22 protein-coding genes are annotated in these 21975 nt (G+C 70.1%); 9 read left to right on the forward strand and 13 right to left on the reverse strand.

The window, feature by feature from the left end; all coding sequences use genetic code 11:
- Positions 1–3 precede the first annotated feature (3 nt).
- The 6 genes from VGN58_RS06005 to VGN58_RS06030 all read left to right on the forward strand — a co-directional run bounded on the left by VGN58_RS06005 (position 4) and on the right by VGN58_RS06030 (position 8303).
- A complete protein-coding gene (locus tag VGN58_RS06005; RefSeq protein WP_327482398.1) occupies positions 4–1224 on the forward strand; it encodes a helix-turn-helix domain-containing protein in 1221 nt (406 codons plus the stop codon).
- Positions 1225–1257: 33 nt separating this feature from the next.
- Complete coding sequence (locus tag VGN58_RS06010) at positions 1258–1920, forward strand: glutamine cyclotransferase (protein ID WP_327482399.1); 663 nt, start codon at positions 1258–1260, stop codon at positions 1918–1920.
- A 170-nt stretch (positions 1921–2090) separates the two neighbouring features.
- Positions 2091–2606: a sigma-70 family RNA polymerase sigma factor gene (locus VGN58_RS06015; protein ID WP_327482400.1), complete on the forward strand. Its 516-nt coding sequence runs from the start codon at positions 2091–2093 to the stop codon at positions 2604–2606.
- The gene (locus VGN58_RS06020) at positions 2603–3652 is read left to right on the forward strand and encodes a FecR family protein (RefSeq protein ID WP_327482401.1); all 1050 of its coding nucleotides are present in this window, start codon (positions 2603–2605) and stop codon (positions 3650–3652) included. The genes VGN58_RS06015 and VGN58_RS06020 overlap by 4 nt, the downstream gene beginning before the upstream one ends.
- A 121-nt stretch (positions 3653–3773) precedes the next feature.
- The gene (locus VGN58_RS06025) at positions 3774–6815 is read left to right on the forward strand and encodes a TonB-dependent receptor (protein WP_327482402.1); all 3042 of its coding nucleotides are present in this window, start codon (positions 3774–3776) and stop codon (positions 6813–6815) included.
- A 90-nt stretch (positions 6816–6905) separates the two neighbouring features.
- On the forward strand, positions 6906–8303 hold the full coding sequence (locus tag VGN58_RS06030) for a hypothetical protein (protein ID WP_327482403.1): 1398 nt from the start codon (positions 6906–6908) through the stop codon (positions 8301–8303).
- Between the two features lie 958 nt (positions 8304–9261).
- Here VGN58_RS06030 and VGN58_RS06035 read toward each other — a convergent pair.
- Positions 9262–9753 carry a pyridoxamine 5'-phosphate oxidase family protein gene (locus tag VGN58_RS06035; RefSeq protein ID WP_327482404.1) on the reverse strand — a complete coding sequence of 164 codons (492 nt, stop codon included), beginning with the start codon at positions 9751–9753 and terminating at the stop codon, positions 9262–9264.
- A 210-nt stretch (positions 9754–9963) separates the two neighbouring features.
- On the opposite strand from VGN58_RS06035, the gene VGN58_RS06040 reads away from it, so the two are divergent.
- Positions 9964–10323 (forward strand): glycine zipper 2TM domain-containing protein, encoded by a 360-nt coding sequence (locus tag VGN58_RS06040; RefSeq protein WP_327482405.1) that lies wholly within the window; start codon positions 9964–9966, stop codon positions 10321–10323.
- Positions 10324–10448: 125 nt separating this feature from the next.
- On the forward strand, positions 10449–10631 hold the full coding sequence (locus VGN58_RS06045) for a hypothetical protein (protein ID WP_327482406.1): 183 nt from the start codon (positions 10449–10451) through the stop codon (positions 10629–10631).
- Between the two features lie 28 nt (positions 10632–10659).
- Here the strand turns inward: VGN58_RS06045 and VGN58_RS06050 are convergent, their stop codons facing one another.
- The 7 genes from VGN58_RS06050 to VGN58_RS06080 all read right to left on the reverse strand — a co-directional run bounded on the left by VGN58_RS06050 (position 10660) and on the right by VGN58_RS06080 (position 15128).
- Complete coding sequence (locus VGN58_RS06050) at positions 10660–11007, reverse strand: thioredoxin family protein (protein WP_327482407.1); 348 nt, start codon at positions 11005–11007, stop codon at positions 10660–10662.
- Positions 11004–11405, reverse strand: a complete 402-nt coding sequence (locus VGN58_RS06055) for a host attachment family protein (RefSeq protein ID WP_327482408.1) — start codon at positions 11403–11405, stop codon at positions 11004–11006. The genes VGN58_RS06050 and VGN58_RS06055 overlap by 4 nt, the downstream gene beginning before the upstream one ends.
- 80 nt (positions 11406–11485) lie before the next feature.
- A complete protein-coding gene (locus VGN58_RS06060) occupies positions 11486–12238 on the reverse strand; it encodes a hypothetical protein (protein WP_327482409.1) in 753 nt (250 codons plus the stop codon).
- A gap of 916 nt (positions 12239–13154) precedes the next feature.
- A complete protein-coding gene (locus VGN58_RS06065; protein ID WP_327482410.1) occupies positions 13155–14288 on the reverse strand; it encodes a HAMP domain-containing sensor histidine kinase in 1134 nt (377 codons plus the stop codon).
- Between the two features lie 127 nt (positions 14289–14415).
- Positions 14416–14709 (reverse strand): hypothetical protein, encoded by a 294-nt coding sequence (locus VGN58_RS06070; protein WP_327482411.1) that lies wholly within the window; start codon positions 14707–14709, stop codon positions 14416–14418.
- Between the two features lie 30 nt (positions 14710–14739).
- On the reverse strand, positions 14740–14934 hold the full coding sequence (locus tag VGN58_RS06075) for a hypothetical protein (RefSeq protein WP_327482412.1): 195 nt from the start codon (positions 14932–14934) through the stop codon (positions 14740–14742).
- 8 nt (positions 14935–14942) lie between these two features.
- On the reverse strand, positions 14943–15128 hold the full coding sequence (locus VGN58_RS06080) for a hypothetical protein (protein ID WP_327482413.1): 186 nt from the start codon (positions 15126–15128) through the stop codon (positions 14943–14945).
- Between the two features lie 173 nt (positions 15129–15301).
- Here VGN58_RS06080 and VGN58_RS06085 point away from each other — a divergent pair, with 173 nt between their 5' ends.
- Entirely contained in the window at positions 15302–15526 is a 225-nt protein-coding gene (locus tag VGN58_RS06085) for a hypothetical protein (RefSeq protein ID WP_327482414.1), read from the forward strand.
- A 75-nt stretch (positions 15527–15601) separates the two neighbouring features.
- Here the strand turns inward: VGN58_RS06085 and VGN58_RS06090 are convergent, their stop codons facing one another.
- The 5 genes from VGN58_RS06090 to VGN58_RS06115 form a co-directional block, all read right to left on the reverse strand.
- A complete protein-coding gene (locus VGN58_RS06090; protein ID WP_327482415.1) occupies positions 15602–15970 on the reverse strand; it encodes a response regulator in 369 nt (122 codons plus the stop codon).
- Positions 15967–17358 carry a sensor histidine kinase gene (locus VGN58_RS06095; RefSeq protein ID WP_414710756.1) on the reverse strand — a complete coding sequence of 464 codons (1392 nt, stop codon included), beginning with the start codon at positions 17356–17358 and terminating at the stop codon, positions 15967–15969. The genes VGN58_RS06090 and VGN58_RS06095 overlap by 4 nt, the downstream gene beginning before the upstream one ends.
- Before the next feature lie 157 nt (positions 17359–17515).
- Positions 17516–19327, reverse strand: coding sequence for a putative bifunctional diguanylate cyclase/phosphodiesterase (locus tag VGN58_RS06105; RefSeq protein ID WP_327482416.1), 1812 nt, complete (start codon positions 19325–19327; stop codon positions 17516–17518).
- A gap of 29 nt (positions 19328–19356) precedes the next feature.
- Positions 19357–19848, reverse strand: a complete 492-nt coding sequence (locus VGN58_RS06110) for a YfiR family protein (protein ID WP_327482417.1) — start codon at positions 19846–19848, stop codon at positions 19357–19359.
- On the reverse strand, positions 19845–21908 hold the full coding sequence (locus VGN58_RS06115) for a TonB-dependent receptor plug domain-containing protein (protein ID WP_327482418.1): 2064 nt from the start codon (positions 21906–21908) through the stop codon (positions 19845–19847). Before VGN58_RS06115 ends, VGN58_RS06110 begins: the two co-directional genes overlap by 4 nt.
- Between the last annotated feature and the right edge of the window lie 67 nt (positions 21909–21975).

The raw sequence follows: 21975 nt of genomic DNA on the forward strand, positions 1-21975 counted from the left end.
CGGATGGATTCCCTGATCGCCGCCGCCGGGCGCGCCCTCTCGACCGGCGACATCCTGGGCGCACTCAAGCATGTCGGCTGGCGGAACGACCCGCCGGCGCTCGCGCTGCGCGGCATCGCCATGGCGCAGCTGGGCGACTATCCGCGTGCGCGCGATCTGCTGCGGTGCGCCGCGCGCGGGTTCGGTACCCGCGAGCCCCTGGCCCGGGCGCGCTGTGTCGTCGCCGAGGCGGAAGTGGCGCTGGCGCTGCGCGAGTTCGGCGCCGAGTCGCAGCGCTTGTACGCCGCCGCGCAGGCACTGGCCGACCGCGGCGACCGCGCCAATGCACGCCATGCGCACCTGATTGGCGTGCGGCGCGACCTGCTGCTCGGTCGACTGGACGCGGCGCATGCAGCTCTGCAGATGCTCGACCTGGACGGCGCGCCCGCCGCGCACCACGCCCTGGCCGCGCTCGCCCAGGCCGAGATCGCCCTGCGCTCGCTGCGCACGCGTGAGGCGCGCCTCGCGTTGCAGCGCGCACGGACCGCGGCCGCGCAGGCGGGCATTCCCGCCCTCTCCGCCGAGATCGCACAGCTCGACGCCAGCCTGCAACGTCCCGCCGCGCGCCTGTTGAAGGCCGGCGACGAACGGCCGGTGACACTGGACGAGGTGGAGGCCCTGCTCACGTCCGGCGCGCTGGTCGTCGATGCGATGCGCCACGCACTGCGCGACGGCAGCGGCGTGCTGTCGTTCGCGCGGCGCCCGGTGCTGTTCGCGCTGCTGCGCGCACTCGCCATCGGCTGGCCCGGCGACGTCGACCGCCATGCGCTGATCGCACGCGTGTTCCGCACGCGCCAACCGGACGAGACGCATCGCGCACGACTGCGCGTGGAGATCGGCCGCCTGCGTCGACTGCTGGTGCCGTTCGCGACCCTCACCGCCACGGAGCGCGGCTTCCGACTGTCGCCGCATGGCGAGCGCGACGTGGCCGTGCTGGCGCCGCCGGTGGAAGGCGAACAGGGCGCGCTGCACGGATTGCTGGCCGATGGCACCGCCTGGTCCACCTCGGCGCTGGCACTGGCCACCGGCGACAGCCAGCGCTCGGTGCAGCGCGCGCTCGCCGCGATGGAAGCCGCCGGCCAGGTGCGCGCCGTCGGCCGCGCCCGCACGCAACGCTGGGTGGCGCCGCCGCTGGCCGGATTCACGACGATCTTGTTACTCCCGGCCTCGCCGTCGGCTGCGTAGATTGGGCCCGTCCCCACCGCACCGGAGCCCGCCATGAACGACACCCCGCATTCCGCCATCACCCGCCGCGCCGAGATCGCCCGCGAATACGGCCCCTTCGACAGCAGCGAAGGCGTGGCCGGCATCACCTACGACGGCCGGCACGTCTGGGCCGCCACCGGCGAGCGCCTGATCGCCATCGACCCGGACAGCGGCGAGATCGCACGCAGTCTTGCGCGTGCCGCCGACGCCGGTACCGCCTTCGACGGCACCCATCTGTACCAGCTCGCCGAAGCGCGCATCGACAAGATCGATCCCGCCACCGGCGACGTGGTCGCCTCCATCCCCGCCCCGGGCCATGGCTGCGATTCGGGCATGGCCTGGGCGGACGGCAGCCTGTGGGTGGGCCAGTACCGCGAGCGCCGCATCGTGCAGATCGATCCGGCGACCGGCGCGGTGCTGCGCACCCTCGCGTCCGACCGGTTCGTCACCGGCGTCAGCTGGGTCGACGGCGAACTGTGGCACGGCACGTGGGAAGGCGACGACAGCGACCTGCGCCGCGTCGATCCGCGCGACGGCCGCGTGCTGCAGCGCGTGGAGCTGCCGACGGGCGTCCATGTCAGCGGCCTGGAATCCGACGGCGGCGACCTCTTCTATTGCGGCGGCGGGCGCAGCGGCCTGGTGCGCGTGGTGAAGCGGCCGGCCCGCGTCGGCTGACGCTGCCCGCCACAGGCGTACAGGGATGACGACGCGAAGGATGCCGCGCGCACGCCGACCTCCGCATTCCCCCATCGACCGCCTGCGCAGAGGTGCGGGCGCCGCTCTGTCACCGCACCGTCATCGCCGCCACGTACCGTGCCGCCCTTTACCGGGGGCAGGACCGGACGTTGGCCGAACACGCGATCCGCGCGCTCACGCGCGTCTTCACCGACCAGGCGCCCGCGCTGCGCGGTTTCTTCGCGCGGCGTGGCGCCAACGACGAGGCCGAAGACCTGGTGCAGGAAACCTACCTGCGCCTGCTGCGCGCGCACCAGGGCGAGGGCGAGCGCATCGCCAATCCCGAGGCGTATCTCTACACCGTCGCCACCAACCTGGCGCGCGAACAGGCCGCGCGCCGCCAGCGCTCGCCGGTGCCCCTCGAAGACGTCGAGCAGGTGGCCGCACTGATGACCAGTCCCGACGGCGTCGAGGACGCGACCGAGCGCGTGCAGCGCCGCGAACACATGCAGGCGCTGCTCGCCGGCCTGCCCACGCGCACCCGCGCGGTGCTGGTCATGCAGTACCGCGACGGCCTGACCTACCGGCAGATCGCCGACCGCATGGGCGTGTCGCCGCACATGGTGAAGAAGCACGTCGTGCGCGGGCTGGCCGTGTGCCGGCGGGCGATGGGAGACGCGAAGTGACCGCCCCTGTCTCCGGCACCACGACGCCCACCGAGGCAGCCGCGCAGTGGCACCTGCTGCAGCGCGAAGGCGCGCTGAGTGAAGCCGACCAGCAGCGCTTCATGGACTGGCTGGTCGCCTCGCCCGTGCATCTGCGCGAATACCTCGCCATGGCCCGCGTGGCGGCGGAACTGGGCGAGGCCGTGCGCGCCCTGCCGGCGGATGCGGAGGTCGACGCGTTCATCGCCGGTCGCCGCAGCGGCGACAACGTCGTGCCGCTGGGACGCGGACGCATCGCGGCGGCACAGACACGGCGCGCGCCGCGGCGGCGCTGGCTTCCGCGCGTGGCGGTGGCGGCTGCGCTGCTGCTCAGCGTGGCCACCGGGCTGCACGTCGCCACGCCATCGCCGCGCCTCTACGCCGCGCCGCACGGCAGCCCGCGCGTATTCGCGCTGGACGACGGCACCGTGCTGCATCTGAATGCGGAAAGCGAGGCCTCGGTCGCGTACGGCCTGTTCCGCCGGCAGGTGGCACTGACGCGTAGCCAGGCCAGCTTCGTCGTCGCCCCCGGCCGGCGTCCCTTCAGCGTGCAGGCGGCCGGACTCGAAGTGCGCGACATCGGCACCACCTTCGATGTCTCGCTGCAGCGCGACCAGGCGCGCTTCGGCGTCACCGAAGGGCGCATCCAGGTGATCGACGAAGGCGGTGCGGGTCGCCTCCTGGCCGATCTCCACGCCGGACAGGCAGCGCGCATCGCGCATGCCGACCGCCGCGTGTCGATCACCCGCGAAGACGCCGACGTGCTCACCGCCTGGTGGCAGGGCCGCATCGTGTTCCGCGACGAACCGCTGCGCGACGTCGCCGACCGCTTCAACCGCATGAACCGCACGCGCCTGCACGTGGACGACAGCGTCGCCGGCGCGCTGCGCCTGACCGGCAACCTGAAGGCGAACGACCTCGCCTCGCTGCGCGCGTTCCTCGACGAACACCCCACGCTGACGACCACGACCAGCAACGGCGAGATCCGCGTGCGCGCGCGCCACGCGCCGGTATCCGGCACCTACTGAGCCGGCGCTGTAAGAAAAAATTCACGAAGAAAGCGGTGCCCGATCTTCTTCGTGCGGAATCGTAGGAAGGGTGCGCGCGCGATGAGCGCGACCCCACCACCCCACCCTACCGGACTCCACGATGCGCCGACTCCTTGTCCTTTCCATCGCCCTCGCCCTGCAGGCCACGGGCGTCACCGCGATCGCCCAGCAGGCGACCGTCGCCACCGACGCCATCCCGCCGCAGTCGCTCGACAGTGCGCTCAACGCGCTGTCCCGGCAGACCGGGCTGCAGTTCGTCTACAACGCGCAGGCCGGCAATCCGCGCACGCGCGCCGTGCCCGCCGGGCTGTCGTCCGACCAGGCACTCGCCCGACTGCTCGACGGCACCGGCCTGCGCTACCGCTATCTCAACGCCGGCACGGTGACCATCGAAGCCGCCGGCGCCACCGCTCCGGCCGCCGCACCGGCCACGCCCGCAGCGGCGCCTGCCCCGTCGGTCGGTGCGCCGTCGGCCTCGGCCGTCGATGCGCAGCAGCTGGAAAGCATCGAAGTGGTCGGCAGCTACAGCCGCAGCCTGGAGCAGGCCGTGGACATCAAGCGCTACAACGTCGGCTTCTCCGATTCCATCGTCGCCACCGACGTGGCCGACTTTCCCGAGCAGAACCTCGCCGAGGCGCTGCAGCGCATGCCCGGCGTGACCATCGAGCGCAACAAGGGCATGGGCAGCAAGGTCAACGTGCGCGGGCTTCCGTCCGAGTACACCCATGTGTCGATCAACGACCTGGCCACCGCCTCCGGCAGCGGCGGACGCGATGTCGAATTCGACCTGTTCGCCTCCGAGATCATCCAGCAGGTCACCGTGCAGAAGTCGCCGACCGCGGCGGACGAGGAAGGCGGCATCGCCGGTTCGGTGAAGATCTCCACCGCGCGCCCGTTCGACTACAGCGACCGCAAGCTGGTGTTCTCCGCCGAAGGCGCGCACAACTCGATCTCCGAAGAGACCGATCCGAAGTTCGCCTTCCTCGCCAGCGACACCTGGGGCGACTGGGGCGCCCTGGTCTCGTTCGCGCATGCGCAGCGCACCAACCGCACCGACGCCACGTCCGGCATCAACTTCCGTCCGATGTCGCGCTTCCTGGGCGCGTCCGGCACGCGCGGCGCGCAGGCCGAGGCAGTGATCGAACGCGATACCGGATGGACCATCGAAAACCGCGCCGATACCGCCGAGAGCAACCTGATCGTGTTCCAGGACAAGGTGGGCGACCGCGTCTACCTCAACGACCAGGACAAGTGGGGCGCGACCGCCTCGCTGCAGTACAGGCCCAGCCGCACCTTCAGCCTGACCTTCGACGCCATGATCGGCGGCTACGACACCACCGAGGACGAGTACGACGCGGCCGCCTATTCCGCCTCCAGCCGCAGCACGCTGGAGACGATCCACGAATACGACGACACCACGCTGTCCGAGTACGGCATGCTGGTGCTGCGCGACGTGTCCTACACGGCCACCCAGCACGAGTTCCTCAGCAAGGAGCGCATCAACAAGACCGACTACGGCCAGTACAGCCTGGCCATGGACTGGAACAACGATCGCTGGGACGTCGAAGCGATGGCCGGTTACTCCGGCGCGGAGAAGACGCTGGACTATTCCAACCTGAAGCATGTCGCCTACGCGCCGTCGCGCACGCGCTGGACCGGCCGCAGCGGCGAGACCATCCCCAGCGCCAGCTCGGCCGGCTTCGACATGTACGGCTCGCCGGAGCGCTACCTGTTCGAGGCCTACGAGACCACGCTGGAGAAGATCGACGACGACAAGTACGCCGCCAAGCTGGACGTGACGCGCAAGCTGGACCTGCCGTTCCTCTCCGCACTGCGCAGCGTGCAGTTCGGCGGCCGCTACACCGACCGCCGCAAGGAACGCCAGTACGGCGAGCTGAAGATCACCGGCCCCGGCCCGGGTGATACCTCCTGGGTCAATACGCGCACGCTGGCCGACAGTCCGCTGCAGGCCATCGGCGACATCGTCCCGGGCGGCGCCTACAGCGTGAAGGACCTCGACTGGCGGCAGGTGTCGAACGACTTCGCCCGCGGCCATTTCCGCTATCCGGGCTTCTCCACGCCGTTCGACGACGCGCAGTACTACCGCGTGGACGAAGAGGTCGCCGCGCTGTACGCGATGACGAACTTCGACTTCATCCTCGGCCGCGTGCCGGTGACGGTGAACGCAGGCGCACGCTACGTGGATACGTCGGTCACCTCGTTCGGCTACCACCCGGTACAGAACCCGGACGGCAGCACCGGCTACACCGACACGCCCATCTCCAGCGACGGCGGCTATACCGACGTGCTGCCCAGCTTCAACCTGACCGCCGAGCTGGCCGACGGCCTGCTGCTGCGCGCCGCCGGCTCCGAGACGCTGATCCGCCCCGCCCTGACCGACGTGGCCTACAAGCGCACCGCCAGCTGGAGCTCGTTCCGCTTCACCGACGGCAACCCGGACCTCAAGCCCACCTACGCCAAGCAGTGGGAAATCGGCCTGGAGAAGTACCTGGACAACGGCGGCCTGCTGGCGGCGTCGTACTTCCGCAAGAAGATCGACGGCGTGGTGGTCAACGCGCTGACCGGCGTGGTCGAGGACGTGGCCGTCTACAACGCCAACGGCACGCTCAACGGCTACTACGACTTCGACGTCTACCAGCCGGTGAACGCCGACGGCTCGTACGATGTCGACGGCATCGAGCTGATCGCCAACCTGCCGCTGGCCACGTTCCACTCGGCACTCGACGGCTTCGGCATCAACGCCAACTACACGATGCTGGACAGTTCGCTGGCCGGCGAATCCGACCTGGGCATCCGCACGCCGATGCCCGGCCTGTCCGAGAAGACCTGGAACTTCACCGCCTACTACGAGAACGCACGCTTCGACGCCCGCGTGTCCTACAACCACAAGGACGAGTACGTGGAGTCGATCGGCTACAACATGTATCCGATCTGGCGCGACGCCTACGGCCAGCTCGACGTCTCGATCGGCTACCGGATCAGCGACCACCTCAAGCTGAGCCTCAAGGGCATCAACCTGACCGACGAAGCGACCACCGGCTACACCATGGATCCGTCGTTCCCGACCATGTACGAGAAATCGGGCCGCCGCATCAGCCTGGGCCTGCGCGCCGATTTCTGAGCCCCGGCGCGCCGCGGCACCGCTCGCGGCGCGCCTCTTCTTCCTGCGGCCCGCCGTGCCTGCGGCGGCGTCGCGTCCTGCGAGGTCTCCATGCGCTGCTTCCTGCTGCCGGCTCTGCTGGCCCTGTCCCTGTCCGCGAATGCCGTGGCCGCCGATGATGGCCGCGCCTGGCAGCCCGGCGACCACCACGTGCACAGCGAATGGAGCGTGGACTGGGACCGCACCACGTCACCGCCCACGCCGATCCGCGGCGGCGATTCGCCGTACACGCGCAGCCGCAACGCACGCCAGGCGCTGGCGTACGGCCTCACCTGGATGGTGCACACCGACCATGGCGGCCCCGGCCACTCGACGGTGACGCGCGACCACGCCTGGCCCGCGCTGGAACAGGCGCGCCGCGACGTGCCGGCGCTGATCCAGTTCAATGGCATGGAATTCGACGTGCCGGCGGCCGAGCACGCCTCGCTGATCATCGCGCCCGGCGCCCACGAGCGCGACGAACTGGTCGACATCGAACGCCGCTTCAGCCGCAACGAGCCGGTGGAGGGCGTGCAGCGCGACGATGCGCAGATCATGCTCGCCGCGCTGGCGCACATGCGCGGCCTGCCCGCGCCACCGCTGATGGTCGTCAACCATCCCTCGCGCACCGCCACCGGCGTGGGCCAGTGGGGCGACGTGGAGCCGGACGAACTGCGCGCCTGGCACGACGCCGCCCCGCGCGTGCTGGTCGGCATGGAAGGCGCGCCCGGCCACCAGGCCATCCGCAGCGAGCGTGGCCTGTACCGCAACCGGGCCGCGCCGACCTTCGGCGGCTTCGACCAGATGACCACCCAGGTCGGCGGCGTCTGGGACACGCTGCTGGCCGAAGGCCGGCGCTTCTGGATCACCGCCACCTCCGACTCCCACCACAACCTGCGCGACGGCGGCCGCGACTACGATCCCGGCGAATACAGCAAGACCTACGTCCGGGCGCGGCGCGATGCCGGCGACATCCTCGACGGCCTGCGCCACGGGCGCATGTTCGCGGTCACCGGCGACCTGATCGATGCGCTGGAACTGACGGTGCGCGGCGACGATGCCGCGCACGTGGCGACTCTGGGCGAGACGCTGGCGTTGCCCGTCGGCAGCACGATGCGCATCGAACTGCGCGTGCGCCAGCCCTCCCGGCCGAACGCGAACGGCGAGCGACCGGCGCTGGCGCAGATGGAACTGATCGTCGGCTCTCCCGGCGATGCCGGTACGCCCGTCATGCAGACGCGCCACTGGCGCGCGGACGCCTGGCGCCGCGACGGCGACATGCTGGTCGTCACCTGGAACGTGCCGGTACCCGCACGCGGCGCCTTCGTGCGCGCACGCGGCAGCTCCACGCTGGACACGACCCCGCCGGCCGATGTGCCCGGCGAAGATCCCTGGCAGGACCTGTGGTTCTATTCCAACCCGGTATTCATCGAGGCGGGCAGCGCCGCGGCGCCATCGCCCGCGCGTTGACGCGCAGGACAGCGCGGGTTCATGCGATGGTGTGATCCGCTAAGCAGTCCGGTGGTTGCCGACACATGATGTTGACGCGATCTTCGCGATCGCCACGCAACACTGCCTGCGTGGTCGATGCCGCGACAGCGGCCTGCCGGATCCAGGTGAAACAGCCACGGCGACCACATGGGTACCGTTGTGCGAAGCCCTAGCTTCGCCCAGCTTGGCTGCAGGTGCGTCCCCGTCGAAGGATCGCTGGCGCGGTACCCGCTTGGTGGTGGAATCGCATGGCGTGCATTCCATGTTTGCCTTCAGGAGAGAAGGCAAACGAGTAACTGCTGCCCGCTCCGCAGTTCCTTCTCCCCGTTGGCACGGGGAGAAGGAGAAGCGGAGGCACTTCGCTGGGGGTCGGATGCTCCTTCTCCCCGCTCGGCGGGGAGAAGGTGGCCGCAGGCCGGATGAGGGGCGAGCGCGGAGCTGGGTGCAAAGGCGACGGCGATCCGCTCGACCTGCGAATCAGCAGCCTTGCAAGTTTCCTCGCGGATCACGCAGCAAATCTAAAGCGCCCCTCATCCGCCCTTCGGGCACCTTCTCCCCGTTGGCACGGGGAGAAGGAGAAGCGGGGGCACTTCACTGGGGGTCGGATGCTCCTTCTCCCCGCTCGGCGGGGAGAAGGAGAAGCGGGGGCACTTCACTGGGGTCGGATGTTCCTTCTCCCCGCGAGGCGGGGAGAAGGTGGCCGGAGGCCGGATGAGGGGCGAGCGCGGAGCTGGGTTCAAAGGCGACGGCGATCCGCTCGACCTGGGAATCAGCAGCATTACACGCTTCCCCACCTGTCGCACCGCAAATCAAGAGCGCCCCTCATCCGCCTTCGGCACCTTCTCCCCGTTGGCACGGGGAGAAGGAAAAGCGGGAGAACTCCACTGGGGCCGGACGTTCCTTCTCCCCGTTGGCACGGGGAGAAGGAAAAGCAGCCTCAACCGCGCAGATTCACTTCCGCCACCTTGTCCTGGTAGTCCTCTTTCGGGTCCACGCCGAGCAGCATCTTTACGCCGGCGAGCAGGCTGTGTTCGTTGAGCCAGATTTCCGCGTGTTCGGCGTCGAAGCGCAGCAGCGCGAGCTTCGGATCGTCCTTGCCGCCTTCGTACCAGGCGGCGACGAAGGGATTCCAGAGGCGGTCGATCACCTCGCGGTCGTCGTCGCGCACCAGCGAGCCCTGCAGGCTTGCGAAGAGGTCATGCCCCATCGAGGCGAACGTGGCGACGGCGCGCTGCGGCGACTGCGTGCGCTGGGCCAGCAGGTTGTCGGTGGCGGTGAAGATCCACAGCGGGCCGCGGCCGTCGTGTTCCAGCAGGGCGGTCATCGGCCGCGTGTGGCCGTCTTCGGCGCCGTCCAGGCCGATCATCATCGTGCGGTCGGACTTGATCGCTTTCCACAGCTTCTTTTCGAGTTCTTCGGGCGTATGCATGGCGGTTCCTCGTCGGGTCTGCCGGCCACGCTAGGCGTGCCGGCGTCACGCGCCCGTCAACGCCTGCCGTGGTCGTCAGGCTGTCGTCAGCTTTGTGGTGTGCGCGTCACGAACGTAACACTGGCGCATGAATGGCGACGCCGCTTTTCACCCGGCTTTCGCGATGGCGCGCGCAGCGTTTGCCTGCGATTCCCACGATGGAGATACGACATGAATACCTCCCGCTACCTGCTTTCGCTCAGCCTGATGTCGGTGATGTCGGCCGCCGCGGCGCAGACCTACGGTCCGCAGGATGAAGGCCGCCGTTTCAGCGACGGCAGCAGGATCGAGTGCCGCAACGTGGAAGTGCAGAAGAACAGCCGCGATCCCAACCGTGTGGCCGGCACCGCCATCGGTGCCGTCGTCGGCGGCCTGCTCGGCAACCAGGTGGGCAGCGGCAACGGCAGGAAGGTCGCCACCGTCGGCGGCGCCGTGGCCGGTGGCGCTATCGGCCGCAAGGTGCAGGGCAACAGTCAGGAAACCAAGGGCGACCGCATCGTCGAGCGCCGCTGCGAACGCGTCTACCGCTGAGTCCATGATGAGGCGAGGGTCGTGCGACGCACGCCGATCCGCAATGTCGTACAGGACGCGTGCCCGCATCGCCCTTCCCTCACGCCCGGTGGCGTGCCATCGCCTCCCCTGCCACGGTGGTCATCATGCAACCCGACAACCCGTCCAACCCGCATAGCGATGGCGAGCAGGCCAACACGCCCGACCGGCATCGCAACGACAAAGCGACGTGGAAGGACCACGACCAGCCCGACATTCCGCACGAAGACAAGGCGCCGCGCGATCCGGACAAGGACTATCCGGACGCGCGCGACACCGTTCCGCGCTGACCGTCCGCACGGATGACAACATCAGAGATCAGCGCGTCGCGCGGCCTTGCGTCGCCTGCAGCGCGAGGCGCAACGGCGCGAGGTCGGATGCCCGCGTGGGCCGCACCACGCGCGCGAGTTCCCGAACGCCGTCGAGCAGCACCAGCGTGGGCCACAGTTTCACCGCGAAACTGCGGCCCAGCGGCCGTCCCTTGCCGTCCTCGATCTTGAGGTGGGTGATGCCGCCGGTGTCCGTCAGCCAGTCCTGGATGACCGGCTGCGCCGCCTGGCAATGTCCGCACCAGGACGCGCCGAATTCCAGCAGCAGCGTACCAGGCAACGCGTCCACCGCCGCACGCGTGGGCTCCACGGGCAGAGAGTCCGCATGGTCGCTCATGCCGCGGCGAGCGCCTGTTCGATCGCGTCCAGCCGGCTGTTGGTCAGATCCTTGCCGATCTCGGCGATCAGGCGCTGCGTGGTTTCCTTGTGCAGGAGCGGACGTACGCGCCCCAGCGTGACCGGATCGGCGACCAGGACCAGGTGCGCATAGCGTTGCTTCAGCGCGCTGTCGTTCAGTCCCTGCGCCAGTTGCTTGGCGAAGGTGGCCTCATCGATCTGCCGGCTCGAGGATTCGCCGGGCATGCTGCCGGCCGGGCCGTCGTCGTTCATGTTCATCAGTTCCAGCAGGTCGACCTGATGCAGCGCGACCGCGCCGTCTTCGCCACGGTTGCGGAAGAGCCGCGCACCCTGTCCGTCGGCAATCACCACCAGGGCATCGGAGGGCAATGACGTCATGTCGTGTTCCTTGTCTTAAGAGAAAAGCCATGCAGGTCCGCGGCGCCCCGCTCCGCGGAGCGGGGCGCGCGGCGTCTGCGTCAGTGCGGCCGCTGGCGGTCGAGGGTGAACGCATCGGCCACGGCGTGCTTGGCGCGCTCCCACGTCAGGCGCGAGCTGCCGCGCGCGCGATCCCAGCCGCGCTCCAGGTCGGCGGCGAGATTGTCGTCCCAGTCACGGTCGGCATACTGCGCGCGCGCGTACGTGCCGTAGCGATAGGCCGGCCGGTAGTCGTCGAAGGCGTCGTCACCCTGCCGGTACGGGGCGGTGTCGAAGCGCTTGGAGAAATGCTCGTCGCTGCGCGCATACGCGCCGTAGGTGCGGTCGGCGCGCTCCCACGCATCCTGCAGCGCCGGACGCGCGCGGTCCCAGTCCAGGCGCGACTCGCCGCGGCGCTCTTCCCACCCCGCCTGCAGGCGGCGCTCGGTCTCTTCCCACGACTGTTCGGGATACTCGCCACGCGCGACGGCACCGGCGTGGTAGACGCCCGCGTAGTCGCGCTGGAAATCGTGCTCGCTGGAGTAGTACGGACGCGTCGGCGCGGTCTCCCGCCAGTACTCGACTTCGCCGGTCGGATCGATGCGCTCGGCCACGCCCTTGCCGGCGGCGGCACCGAGCACGGTCCCGGCGGCCGCACCGATCAGCGTGCCGATCGGACCGAAGACAGTACCGGCCACCGCACCGGCGGCCATGCCGCCTGCCACACCGCCCACGCCCACGCCTACCGGGTGCGAGCCCGGTGCACCGGTGATGGGGTCGCGGTTCGCGTCGCGTTCTGAAGTATCGCGTGTCATCTGATTGTCCTTGGTAGAGAAGAAGGGAACAGACCGGTGCAGGTGATGCTGCGTACGGCGTGACTCCGATCTTCCCGATACCGCGTGACCATCGTGTGCATCGGCTTCAGTCTGGTGCACACGCCATGGCAACATTCCGGGCGACTGCCCTCGTGCAGTTCCACGCGAGATGCGGGCTGTTCCTTCTTCCCGCGTGCGGGGAGAAGGTGCCCGGAGGGCGGATGAGGGGCGCGCGCGGTGGTGAAGTCAGCGGCGCAGTCATCCGCCTCGCGCGATGCGGTGGTGGTGATGCGATGAGTGTGGTTGCTGCAAGCGGAAGAAAAAGCGCCCCTCATCCGCCTTCGGCACCTTCTCCCCGTTGTCACGGGGAGAAGGAACTGCGGATCTGCGCGAGATGTGAGCTGCACCTTATCCCCAATTTCACGGGGGAGAAGGAAATGCAGTTCCACGCGAGATGCGGGCTACTCCTTCTCCCCGCGTGCGGGGAGAAGGTGCCCGGAGGGCGGATGAGGGGTGCGCGCGGTGGTGATCGCGGCGACGCAAGATTCCGCGTCGCGCGATGCGGTGGCGGTGATGCGATGAGCGTGGTTGCTGCAAGCGGAAGCAAAAGCGCCCCTCATCCGCCTTCGGCACCTTCTCCCCGTTCTCACGGGGAGAAGGGAATACGGGTCTGCGCGAGATGTGAGCTGCGCCTTCTCCCCGATTTCACGGGGGAGAAGGAAATGCAGTTCCACGCGAGATGCGGGCTGTTCCTTCTCCCCGCGTGCGGGGAGAAGGTGCCCGGAGGGCGGATGAGGGGCAGAGCGCGGTGATTCACCGGGCGCCGACGCATCCCAACTCCGTTCGCCCCTCACCCGCCTTCGGCACCCTCTCCCCGTTGGCACGGGGAGAAGGAAAAGCCACTCCCCCTCGCCGCTCACGCCTGCAGCGCCATCCGCACGTCCTGGCGCGGGAGGGTGATGACGAAGAGGGTCCTGCCGTCTTCGACGCGGGCGGTGACGTCGCCGCCGTGGGCGGTGGCGATTTCGCGGACGATGAACAGTCCCAGGCCCAGGCTGGTGTGTTCGCCCTTGCTGGCGGCGTTGGAGCCGCGGCGCAGGGGGTCGAACAGGGCGTTGAGGGCGTCGGTGGAGAGGGGGTCGCCGGCGTTGCTCACGGCGATGCAGGTGCGGTCGCCATCGCCTTCCACGGTGACGCGGATCTCGCCGTCGTCGCCGTACTTCACCGCGTTGGTGACCAGGTTGTGCACGGCCTCTCGCAGGCGGGCGTCGTCGACGTGGCTGCGGGTGTCGCCCTGCACGTGCAGGGTGATGGGCGCGTCCTGCAGCGTGGTGCGCAGCAGTTCGACTTCCTCGGCGATCGCTTCGCCCAGGTCGCAGGGGACGCGGTGCAGGGTCATGCCGGCGCCGAGGGCGCTCTTGCTGTAGTCGAGCAGGCCGTCGACCAGGCGGCTCAGCTGCACGCCGCCGTTGAGGATGCGCTCGGCGAGCCGCGCGTGCGGGGTGTCGCGGGTGCTGTCCACCAGCAGGTCGGCGGTGCCGACCACCGCGGTGAGCGGTCCGCGCAGATCGTGGCCGAGCGCGCCCAGGAACACGTCGCGCCACGATTCCACCGTGCGTGAGAACGCTGCCAGCGATTCGGCCACGGCCTGGTCGATGGCCTCGTTGAACCGGATCATGTCGTCGATGGCGGTGGTGACCCAGTCGTCGTCGGCCGCCCACAGGCGCAGCACCGAGGCGCGCAGCGCGCGGTACTCGGCGATCATCTGGTTGACGCCGAAGCCGTCGTCGGCGCGGCTGCGGCCGTGGCTGGTGGCGGCGGATTCCGGGCCGGCGGACACGGGCGCCAGGCCCTGCGCCTTGGCGCGCTGCTGCGCCGGACTCTGCGGGGTGCGCAGGTCGGCGACGATCTCGCGCAGGATCAGCGGGATGTCGTTGCGCAGGCGCTTGAGGTTGAGGTCGGCGCCGGCCGGCGCCTGGGTGAGCGCGAACTCCACGGCATCGTCGAGGATCCGTTGCATGTTGTTCTGGATGAAATCGGCAAGTCGCATGGGCACTCCTTCCTGCTCCTGTCGTGTGGGGACGACGATGGCCATCGGTGTTTCCTTTCGTTACGCCACGCGGGCGACGGTGCAGCGGCATGCGCAAAGCGCGCATGGGTACAGCGGTACGCGGTGATCAGTCGGCGATGCTGCGCGGATCGCGCGGATCGCGCGGATCGTCGATGTGCGCCGGTGCTTCGGGCGGTTGGTCCGGCCCGATCGGCAGGTCGTCCGGATCGCCCGGATCACGGGGCATCGGCGGTGGATCCTGCCGCTCGGGGCGATACGGATCGCTCGGCGTGCCCGGTGGACTGGGCGTGCCGGGGTGCGAGGGTTGGCCGGGTGGCGTCGGCCGGCCCGGCGGTGTCGGTGTGCCGGGCTGGCTGGGCTTCGGCGTGCCATGCGCGGTGAGGTCGGATGCGGATCTCATGACGATGCTCCTTCGCGCCGCCAGGGGCGCCTATTTTTCTGCCGTGGATGCCTGCAGCGCGGCGGCGAGCGCCGCGTCGCCGGCGACCAGATCGGTCCAGCGCAGTTCCACGCCGTTGCGGCGACCTTTCTCCACCAGCTTCAGGCCGGCGGGATCGATGGTGAGCGTGTAGGCCTGTTCGCCGAGGGTCAGCTCGCGGCGCAGCGGTTTGTCGAGTGGAGTCATGGGTGTCCTCAGATCTGCGGGGGATGGTGGCGGGGCTGGCCCTCGGTCGCGCCGGGCTCGGCCTCGGGGTCGTTGCGTTCGTCGTTGGTGCGCTTGCCGGTGGATTCACCGGGAACGGGCGCACCGTCGGGACGACGCTGCTGTTCGATCGGATTGGGCGCCACGCGGGTGGCATCCACAGTCTTGCGATCCATGGCGGGTTCCTCGCTTGCGGGCGTCAAGCGTGTGCGCCGGCACGTTGATGCACCGTGAGCGGGGCGCGCGGATTTTCAGCTTCAGGTCACGATGCGGACGAACGCAACTGCGCGCTGAACAGGTTGACGCATCGCGCACGGCGTCTTTACGGCACACGCCGCAGCATCAACACATGCTCTGCCAAGAACGTATCGACGCGCGGCTTTCCGACGCGGAAAGCCTGGTCCGCTCCGGCGCCGACATCGGTGATCCCCACGCCTTCCTGCGCGGCCTGTGGCAGCAGGTCTACGACGGCGCGCCCATGCACCTGCGGTCGGCCGCGCTGCGGCGGCTGCATGCGCTGGCGCGCCTGCTGGGCATCCAGTACGTGCATGGCGACGGCGACACGCCGACGTAAGGCGCGCCGGCTTTCCGGATGATCGGCGCTGCATGATCGGGCGCGCATGCGCCCGCCACGCTCACGCCATGGACGTTACGCCGCGGCGCGCACGCGCGCCAGCGCGTCTTCGATGTCCTTGCGGCGGAACGGCTTGGCCAGCACGGCGGCATCGGCGAAGCGCTCGGGCAGCCCCTGCTGGCCGTAGCCGGTGGTGAACAGGAACGGGATGCCGCGCTCGCGCAGGGCATCGGCGACCGGGAACGACGGCGTGCCGGCGAGATTGACGTCCACGACGGCCAGATCGACCTGCGTGCCGTCAAGATCGGCCAGGGCCTGTTCGACCGAGCCCGCACTGCCGGCGATCTCGTAGCCCAGCGTGGGCAGCAGGTCTTCCAGCAGCATCACCAGCATGGATTCGTCTTCCACGATGAAGACACGCGGTGCGGGGTCGGGGGTGGTCATGCGGCCATTCCTTGCTCGGGTATAGGGGCGGTGATCCGGCAGCTCACGCCGGCGCTGTCGAAATCGAGGGCGACATCGCCGCGCAGGTCGTGGCGCAGGCCGCGCTCGATCAGGCGCGAGCCGAAGCCGCGATGCGACGGGGCCGCCACCGGCGGGCCGTCGATTTCCTGCCAGGACAATACCAGCATGCGCCGGCCCTGCACGGTGTCGGCGCGCCAGTGGATGCGCACGCGTCCCGGCCGTGCGGACAGCGCGCCGTACTTCATGGCGTTGGTGCACAGCTCGTGCAGCGCCATCGACAGCGCCAGCGCGCGTTGCGGGTCCAGCTGCATGTCCGGTCCGTCGATGTCGAAGCGGTCCTCGTCGTCCACCAGGCACGGCGCGATGGCGGTACGCACGATGTCCTGCAGGGGCGCGTGTTCCCACTCCCGGCGGGTCAGCACGTCGTGCGCCTGCGCCAGCGCGTGCAGGCGCGCCTCGAAGCGGTCGCACGCCGCGCCGATGTCGTCGGCGTTGCGCAGGGTCTGCAGCGCGATGGACTGCACGATGGCCAGGGTGTTCTTGACCCGGTGGTTGAGCTCGTGGAGCAGCAGGCGCTGCCGTTCTTCGTGCTGGCGGCGCGCGGTGATATCGGTGGCGGCGCCGAACCACTCGGTCACCTCGCCGCCGATGGGGCGGATGGGCACGGCGCGCGAGGCCACCCACGACCACTCGCCGTGCTGGTTGCGCACGCGGTGTTCGGCGCTGAAGGTGGTCTGGGTGGCGCGGGCGCGGGCGATGGCGTCGGCCACCAGGTCGCGGTCGTCGGGGTGGACCAGCACATCCAGCCAGTCCGGCGTCAGGGTGCCGTGGCGGCCCAGCAGCTGGCCGCCGCCCACCACATCGACGGCGCTCCAGTCCTGGTTGGTGCGGTAGACCACGTCGGAGGTGGCATCGACCATCGCGGCCAGGCGTTCCTCGCTGTGGCGGCGGGCTTCTTCGTGCAGCTTGCGTTCGGTGACGTCGCGGGTGGTGCCGGCGACGGCTTCGACGGTGCCGTCGGGGCCGATCACCGGCACCAGCAGGTAGTCGTAGATGCGGCGGCCGTTGGTGCCGTTGAACGGTACGTCGCCGCGCACGGGCAGGCGGGTGGCGATGACCTGTTCGATCTCGCGGTCGTGCATGGCCGCGTGCCAGGGTTCGTACCCCAGTTCCAGGCAGTTCCTGCCGATCGCTTCGTCCCAGGTCTTGCCCCACATGGCCAGCAGGGCAGCGTTGGCATAGGTGAAGCGGTGCTGCAGGTCCCACATGTAGACCAGGTCGGGCGTGGTCTGCAGCAGGGTTTCGTACAGGCGGACACGCTGCTCGGCGGGCGCGTGCGAGCCGCCTGCCATCAAGGAGTTGTCCATGGGGAAGGTACGGGTTCTGGATGGCGTGATGTCACCTTATCGCCCGCCGACGTGCGCGACCCGTGAAACTCGGCAGGGGCGGGGTGCGACCGGGGGCTGGGGTTCAGATATGTCGCCTCGCGTCCCACGGGAATCAAGACCAGGCGGATCCGCCGTATCAGCCGGTCGCGGCCTGAGAGGAGGAGAGCACGCCTGGCGATGCCAGCCATTGCGCTGCGAACGCGTCCGCTGGCGCGGCACGGCCGATCAGGTAACCCTGCATCTGCTCGCATCCGGCATCGCGGAAGAATGCGTGCTGCTCTTGGGTTTCCACGCCTTCGGCCACTACCCGCAGACCCAGCGTATGCGCCATGGCCACGATGGCCGTGGCGATGGCCTCGCCGTCGCCGGGCACGGCCTGGGTGAAGGCCATGTCGATCTTCAGCGTGTCGATGGGCAGGCGCTTGAGGTAGGCCATCGACGAATATCCCGTGCCGAAATCGTCGATGGCCAGATGCATGCCGCGCGCGCGCAAGCGCGCGAGTTGGCCCACCGCCACATCGGCATCGTCCATCAGCACGCTTTCGGTCACCTCCAGTTCGAGGCAGTGGGCGGGCACGCCGGTGTGCCGCAACACGTCGTCGATGTAGCCCGGCAGCGCGTCGTCGCGCGTCTGCCTCACCGACAGGTTGACCGCCACACGCACGTGGCCGCGCCCCTCCGCATGCCAGGCCGCGATCTGCCGACACGCTTCGCTGATCACCCAGCGGCCCAGTTCCAGAATCAGCGGCCCCTCCTCGGCGATCGGGATGAATGTCGAAGGCGGCACCATGCCCAGCGTGGGATGCGTCCAGCGCAGCAGCGCTTCGGCACCGAGCAGCCGACCGGTCTGGGTACACACCTGCGGCTGGTAGTGCAGCGCCAGCTGCTGCGCGGCGACCGCCTGCCCCAGCGCTTCGCGCACGCCGATGCGGGCCAGCTGCGCTTCGCGCAGCCGCGGCTCGAACCGCACGGCGCGATTGCGCCCTTCGCGCTTGGCGCAGTACATGGCGATGTCGGCGTTGGCGGCCAGTTCCTCCAGCCGCGTGGCATCGTCGGGCCACAGGCTAATGCCGGCACTGGCGGTGATGCGCGGGCTCAGCCCGTCCAGCACGAAGGCGGCGGCGAACTGGTCGAGCACCGCGCTGGCCACGCCCTCCACCCGCGCGGCCGCATGGTCGCCGGCCAGCAGGATGGCGAATTCGTCGCCGCCCAAGCGGAACAGGCCCGTGTCGCCGGGCAACGCCTCGGCGATGCGCCGACCCACCTGGCGCAGCAGTTCGTCGCCACCGTGGTGGCCCAGCTTGTCGTTGACCTCCTTGAACCGGTCCAGGTCCAGCTGGATCAGCGCCAGGGGTCCTCCCCGCGCACGCACGTGCTCCAGGTGGGCATTGAAGGCATTGCGGTTCAGCAGCCCGGTGACCGGATCGTTGTGGGCCAGGTAGTGCAGCTGCGCCTCGGCGCTGCGCACGCGCGCGCGCATGCGCCGCATCAGCGGCAGGGTCAGCGCGTAGGCGGCGGCCGAGGCGATGCAGAACGCGATCGCCAGGCTGCCCAGCCGCGCATGCGCCCGCTGCATGCTGATCTGAAGGCGCACCGTGCCCACCGGCTGATCGCGGAACAGCACCGGCGCACTCACCCGTGCGCAGTCGTAGCCGCACGCCGGCGCGACGGGCTCGGCAGCCTCGGGATAACGGGCGATCACCTCGCCATCGGCGGACACGATGTCGGCTTGGCGTACCGCCGGCACCGACACCAGCGGCGCAAGCGTCTCGCGCGCGCCCGCAGCGTCGCGGAACATCACTGCCGCCGCGCTGCCCGAGGCCACCACGCGCGCCTGCGCTTCGGCGTCGGCGGTGACCTCGCGGCGGATGTCGATCCACTGGATGAGCATCAGCAGGCTGCCCGCCAGCAGCAGCACCACCGTCGCGGCGATGGTCCCGTTGCGCATGCCCAAGGAGGCACGGAAGCCGGGCGTGCTCACAGCACCCGCCGGGCCAGGCGCAGCAGCTGGCTGCTCAGGGTCACGCCATTGGCCCGCGCACGGGTGGCGTCGACGTCGAAGCGGATCTTGTTGCCCTCGCGCACCAGCGTCACCGTGCTGACGCCGTTGGGCAGCGTGCAGGCGTCGCAGATCACCAGCGCGGCCACGCTGGCCGGCGCCGCGCGGTCGGCGTCGTGCACCAGCACGTCGCAGCCGCCGGCGGTCGCCGCGGCCGCCCGGACGACGGTCACGCGGCGGCCGGCCAGGTCGCGACCGCCCAGTGCGCCGACCGCCGCCCCCAGCGCCTCGCCGGTCTGGGTGCAGATGGTCAGCGTCGAGGCGCGCGGGTGCGCAGACTGCGCGAACGCGGCGATGTTGTAGACGAACGCGGCCTTCAGCGCGTACTCGTCCACTTGCGCGTGGCCGGCGCCGGCCACGGCCAGCCCCAGCAGCACCGCCATCGCCTGCGAGGCGCGCCGCACGCTCACCAGCGCCACCGCGCCTGGAGCCAGAGTTCGCGGCCACGGCGCGGCACCGTGTCCTGCAGGAACTCGGGGCCGACCGGATCGGCATAGGCCTGGTCCAGCAGGTTGCGCACGCCCAGCGACCACGCCAGCGGACGCGCGGGGACGTCCCACACCAGGTGCGCGTCGAGCCGGGTGTAGGCCGGCAGGCGGCCCTCGCGCGAGACGCGCCCGCCCATGCGCTGCGCGCTCATGCCCAGGCGCCAGCCCTCGGCCAGCGGCACCGCCGCCGACACCCGCGCGATGCCGTGCGGGGCATTCAGCGGGCGCGCGGCCTCCGAGTCGGCGACCTCGCTGTAGGCATAGCTGGCGCGCAGGCGCAGCCCGCGGTCGCCCTGGTAGACGTAGGCCAGCTCGGCGCCGCGCGAGCGGGCATGGCCGGCATTGGACATCGTCAGCGCACCGTCGTCGGTGGCCAGCAGGGTGATCAGGTCGTGCAGGCGGTAGTGGTAGACGCCGAGCTCGGCGCGCCCGCGCGCGCCCACGCCACGGCTGTAGAACAGTTCGGCGGTCTGCACGTGTTCCGCGCCGAGGGCCGGATTGGCGCGCTGCGCGCCCTCCTCCGACTCGACCTGGTAGTAGCGCTCGTAGGCGTTGGGCGAGCGGTAGGACTGCCCCACGATCAGCTTCACCAGGCCACCGCCCTGCGGTTCGCCGATCAGCGCCAGGCGCGGGCTCAGGCGCACGACGCCGCGATCGCTGCGGTCGGCGCGCAGGCCGGCGTTGACGCGCCATGCGTCGGCGAAGCGGAATTCGTCATCCACGAACACGCCCCAGCTGGTCATGTCGTGGCGCGCCTCCAGGTACGACGCATACGGCGCCACGTCGAAGTTGCGCTGTACCACGCCATGGTCCTGCTGCACCTCGATGCCGCCGACCAGCGTATGGCGCGCGCCGAGGCGTGCGACCAGGTGGCCGCTGGCCACGAAGGCGACGCCGGAGGCGATGTCGCGGTTGAGGTAGGTCGGCGCGCCGCCGTACACGTAGTCCCCGACGTAGCGGTAGTCGATCGCGTCCAGGCGCGCGCTCGCGTCCACGCGGTCGCCCAGCGTTCCGTCCAGCGTGGCACCGAAGGCGATCCAGCGGTCCTGTACCTGCGCGCCGGGCTCTGCGAAGGTCTGTTGGTACGGGGCGACCGGATCTTCCTTGCGGCGGTCGCCGGCCACCAGTTGCAGCGACAGCCGGTCGCGGGTGTGCTGCACGAACACCTGGCGTGCGCGTTCGCCATCCTGGTCGCGTACGACGCCGCCGGACGGCGTGTCGGCGAAGGCCGGGAAGCGCAAGGTGCGGCCCTGCGTATCGAAGGCGCGCGCCGACAGCAGGGTGTCTCCAGCGGCCGTGCGCACCGGCACGGTCAGCTGCAGGTCGGTGGTGCCATGGTTGCCGGCGGCCGCGCGCAGTTCGCCGTGCCCGAAGGTCGCCGGTGCGCGCGTCAGCACGTTGATTACGCCGAAGAAGGCATTGGAGCCGTAGACGGCCGAGCCGGGGCCCGGCGCGTATTCGATCCGCTCCACCAGCGACAGGTCGAGCGGGAATTCGGCGCCGATGGGGCTCTGGCTGTAGACGGGGTCGTTGAGGCGGTGGCCGTTGACCAGCAGCAGGAAGCGGGTGTTGTAGTCGCCGGCGCGCAGCAGGCCGCGCGCGCCCAGGTAGGTGTACAGGCCGGTGTCGCTGACGTAGAGGCCGGGCAGGCTGTCGAGCGCCTCGCCCAGCGTGCGCCAGCCGTGCGTGCGGATGTCCTCGGCGGTGATGACCTGGACGACCGAGGGCGCCTCGGCGACGCGCTGCTGGAAGCGCGAGGCGGTGACGATTTCCACGTCCAGCAGGTCTTCCAGCGACAGGCGCGCCAGATCCGGCGCCTGCGCGTGCGCGCCCGCCGCGACCAGGTTCAGGACGCAGGCGGCCGCCCGCGCCAGGCGGGTCAGGCGCCGGCGTGCAGGGGACGGTGGCAGGCGCGCCGGCGCGCCGCCGGGCAGGCAAAGTAACGGGGACATGGTGGCCAGCGGTGCGGATGCTTTTGTCACATTCCTATCGGCCGCCGCAGGACGGTCTTGAAGCGCGGGTGCGTTCAGGGAGATGACGGCAGGGCGG

This window comes from Pseudoxanthomonas sp. (assembly GCF_035999195.1).
GTDB lineage: Bacteria > Pseudomonadota > Gammaproteobacteria > Xanthomonadales > Xanthomonadaceae > Pseudoxanthomonas_A.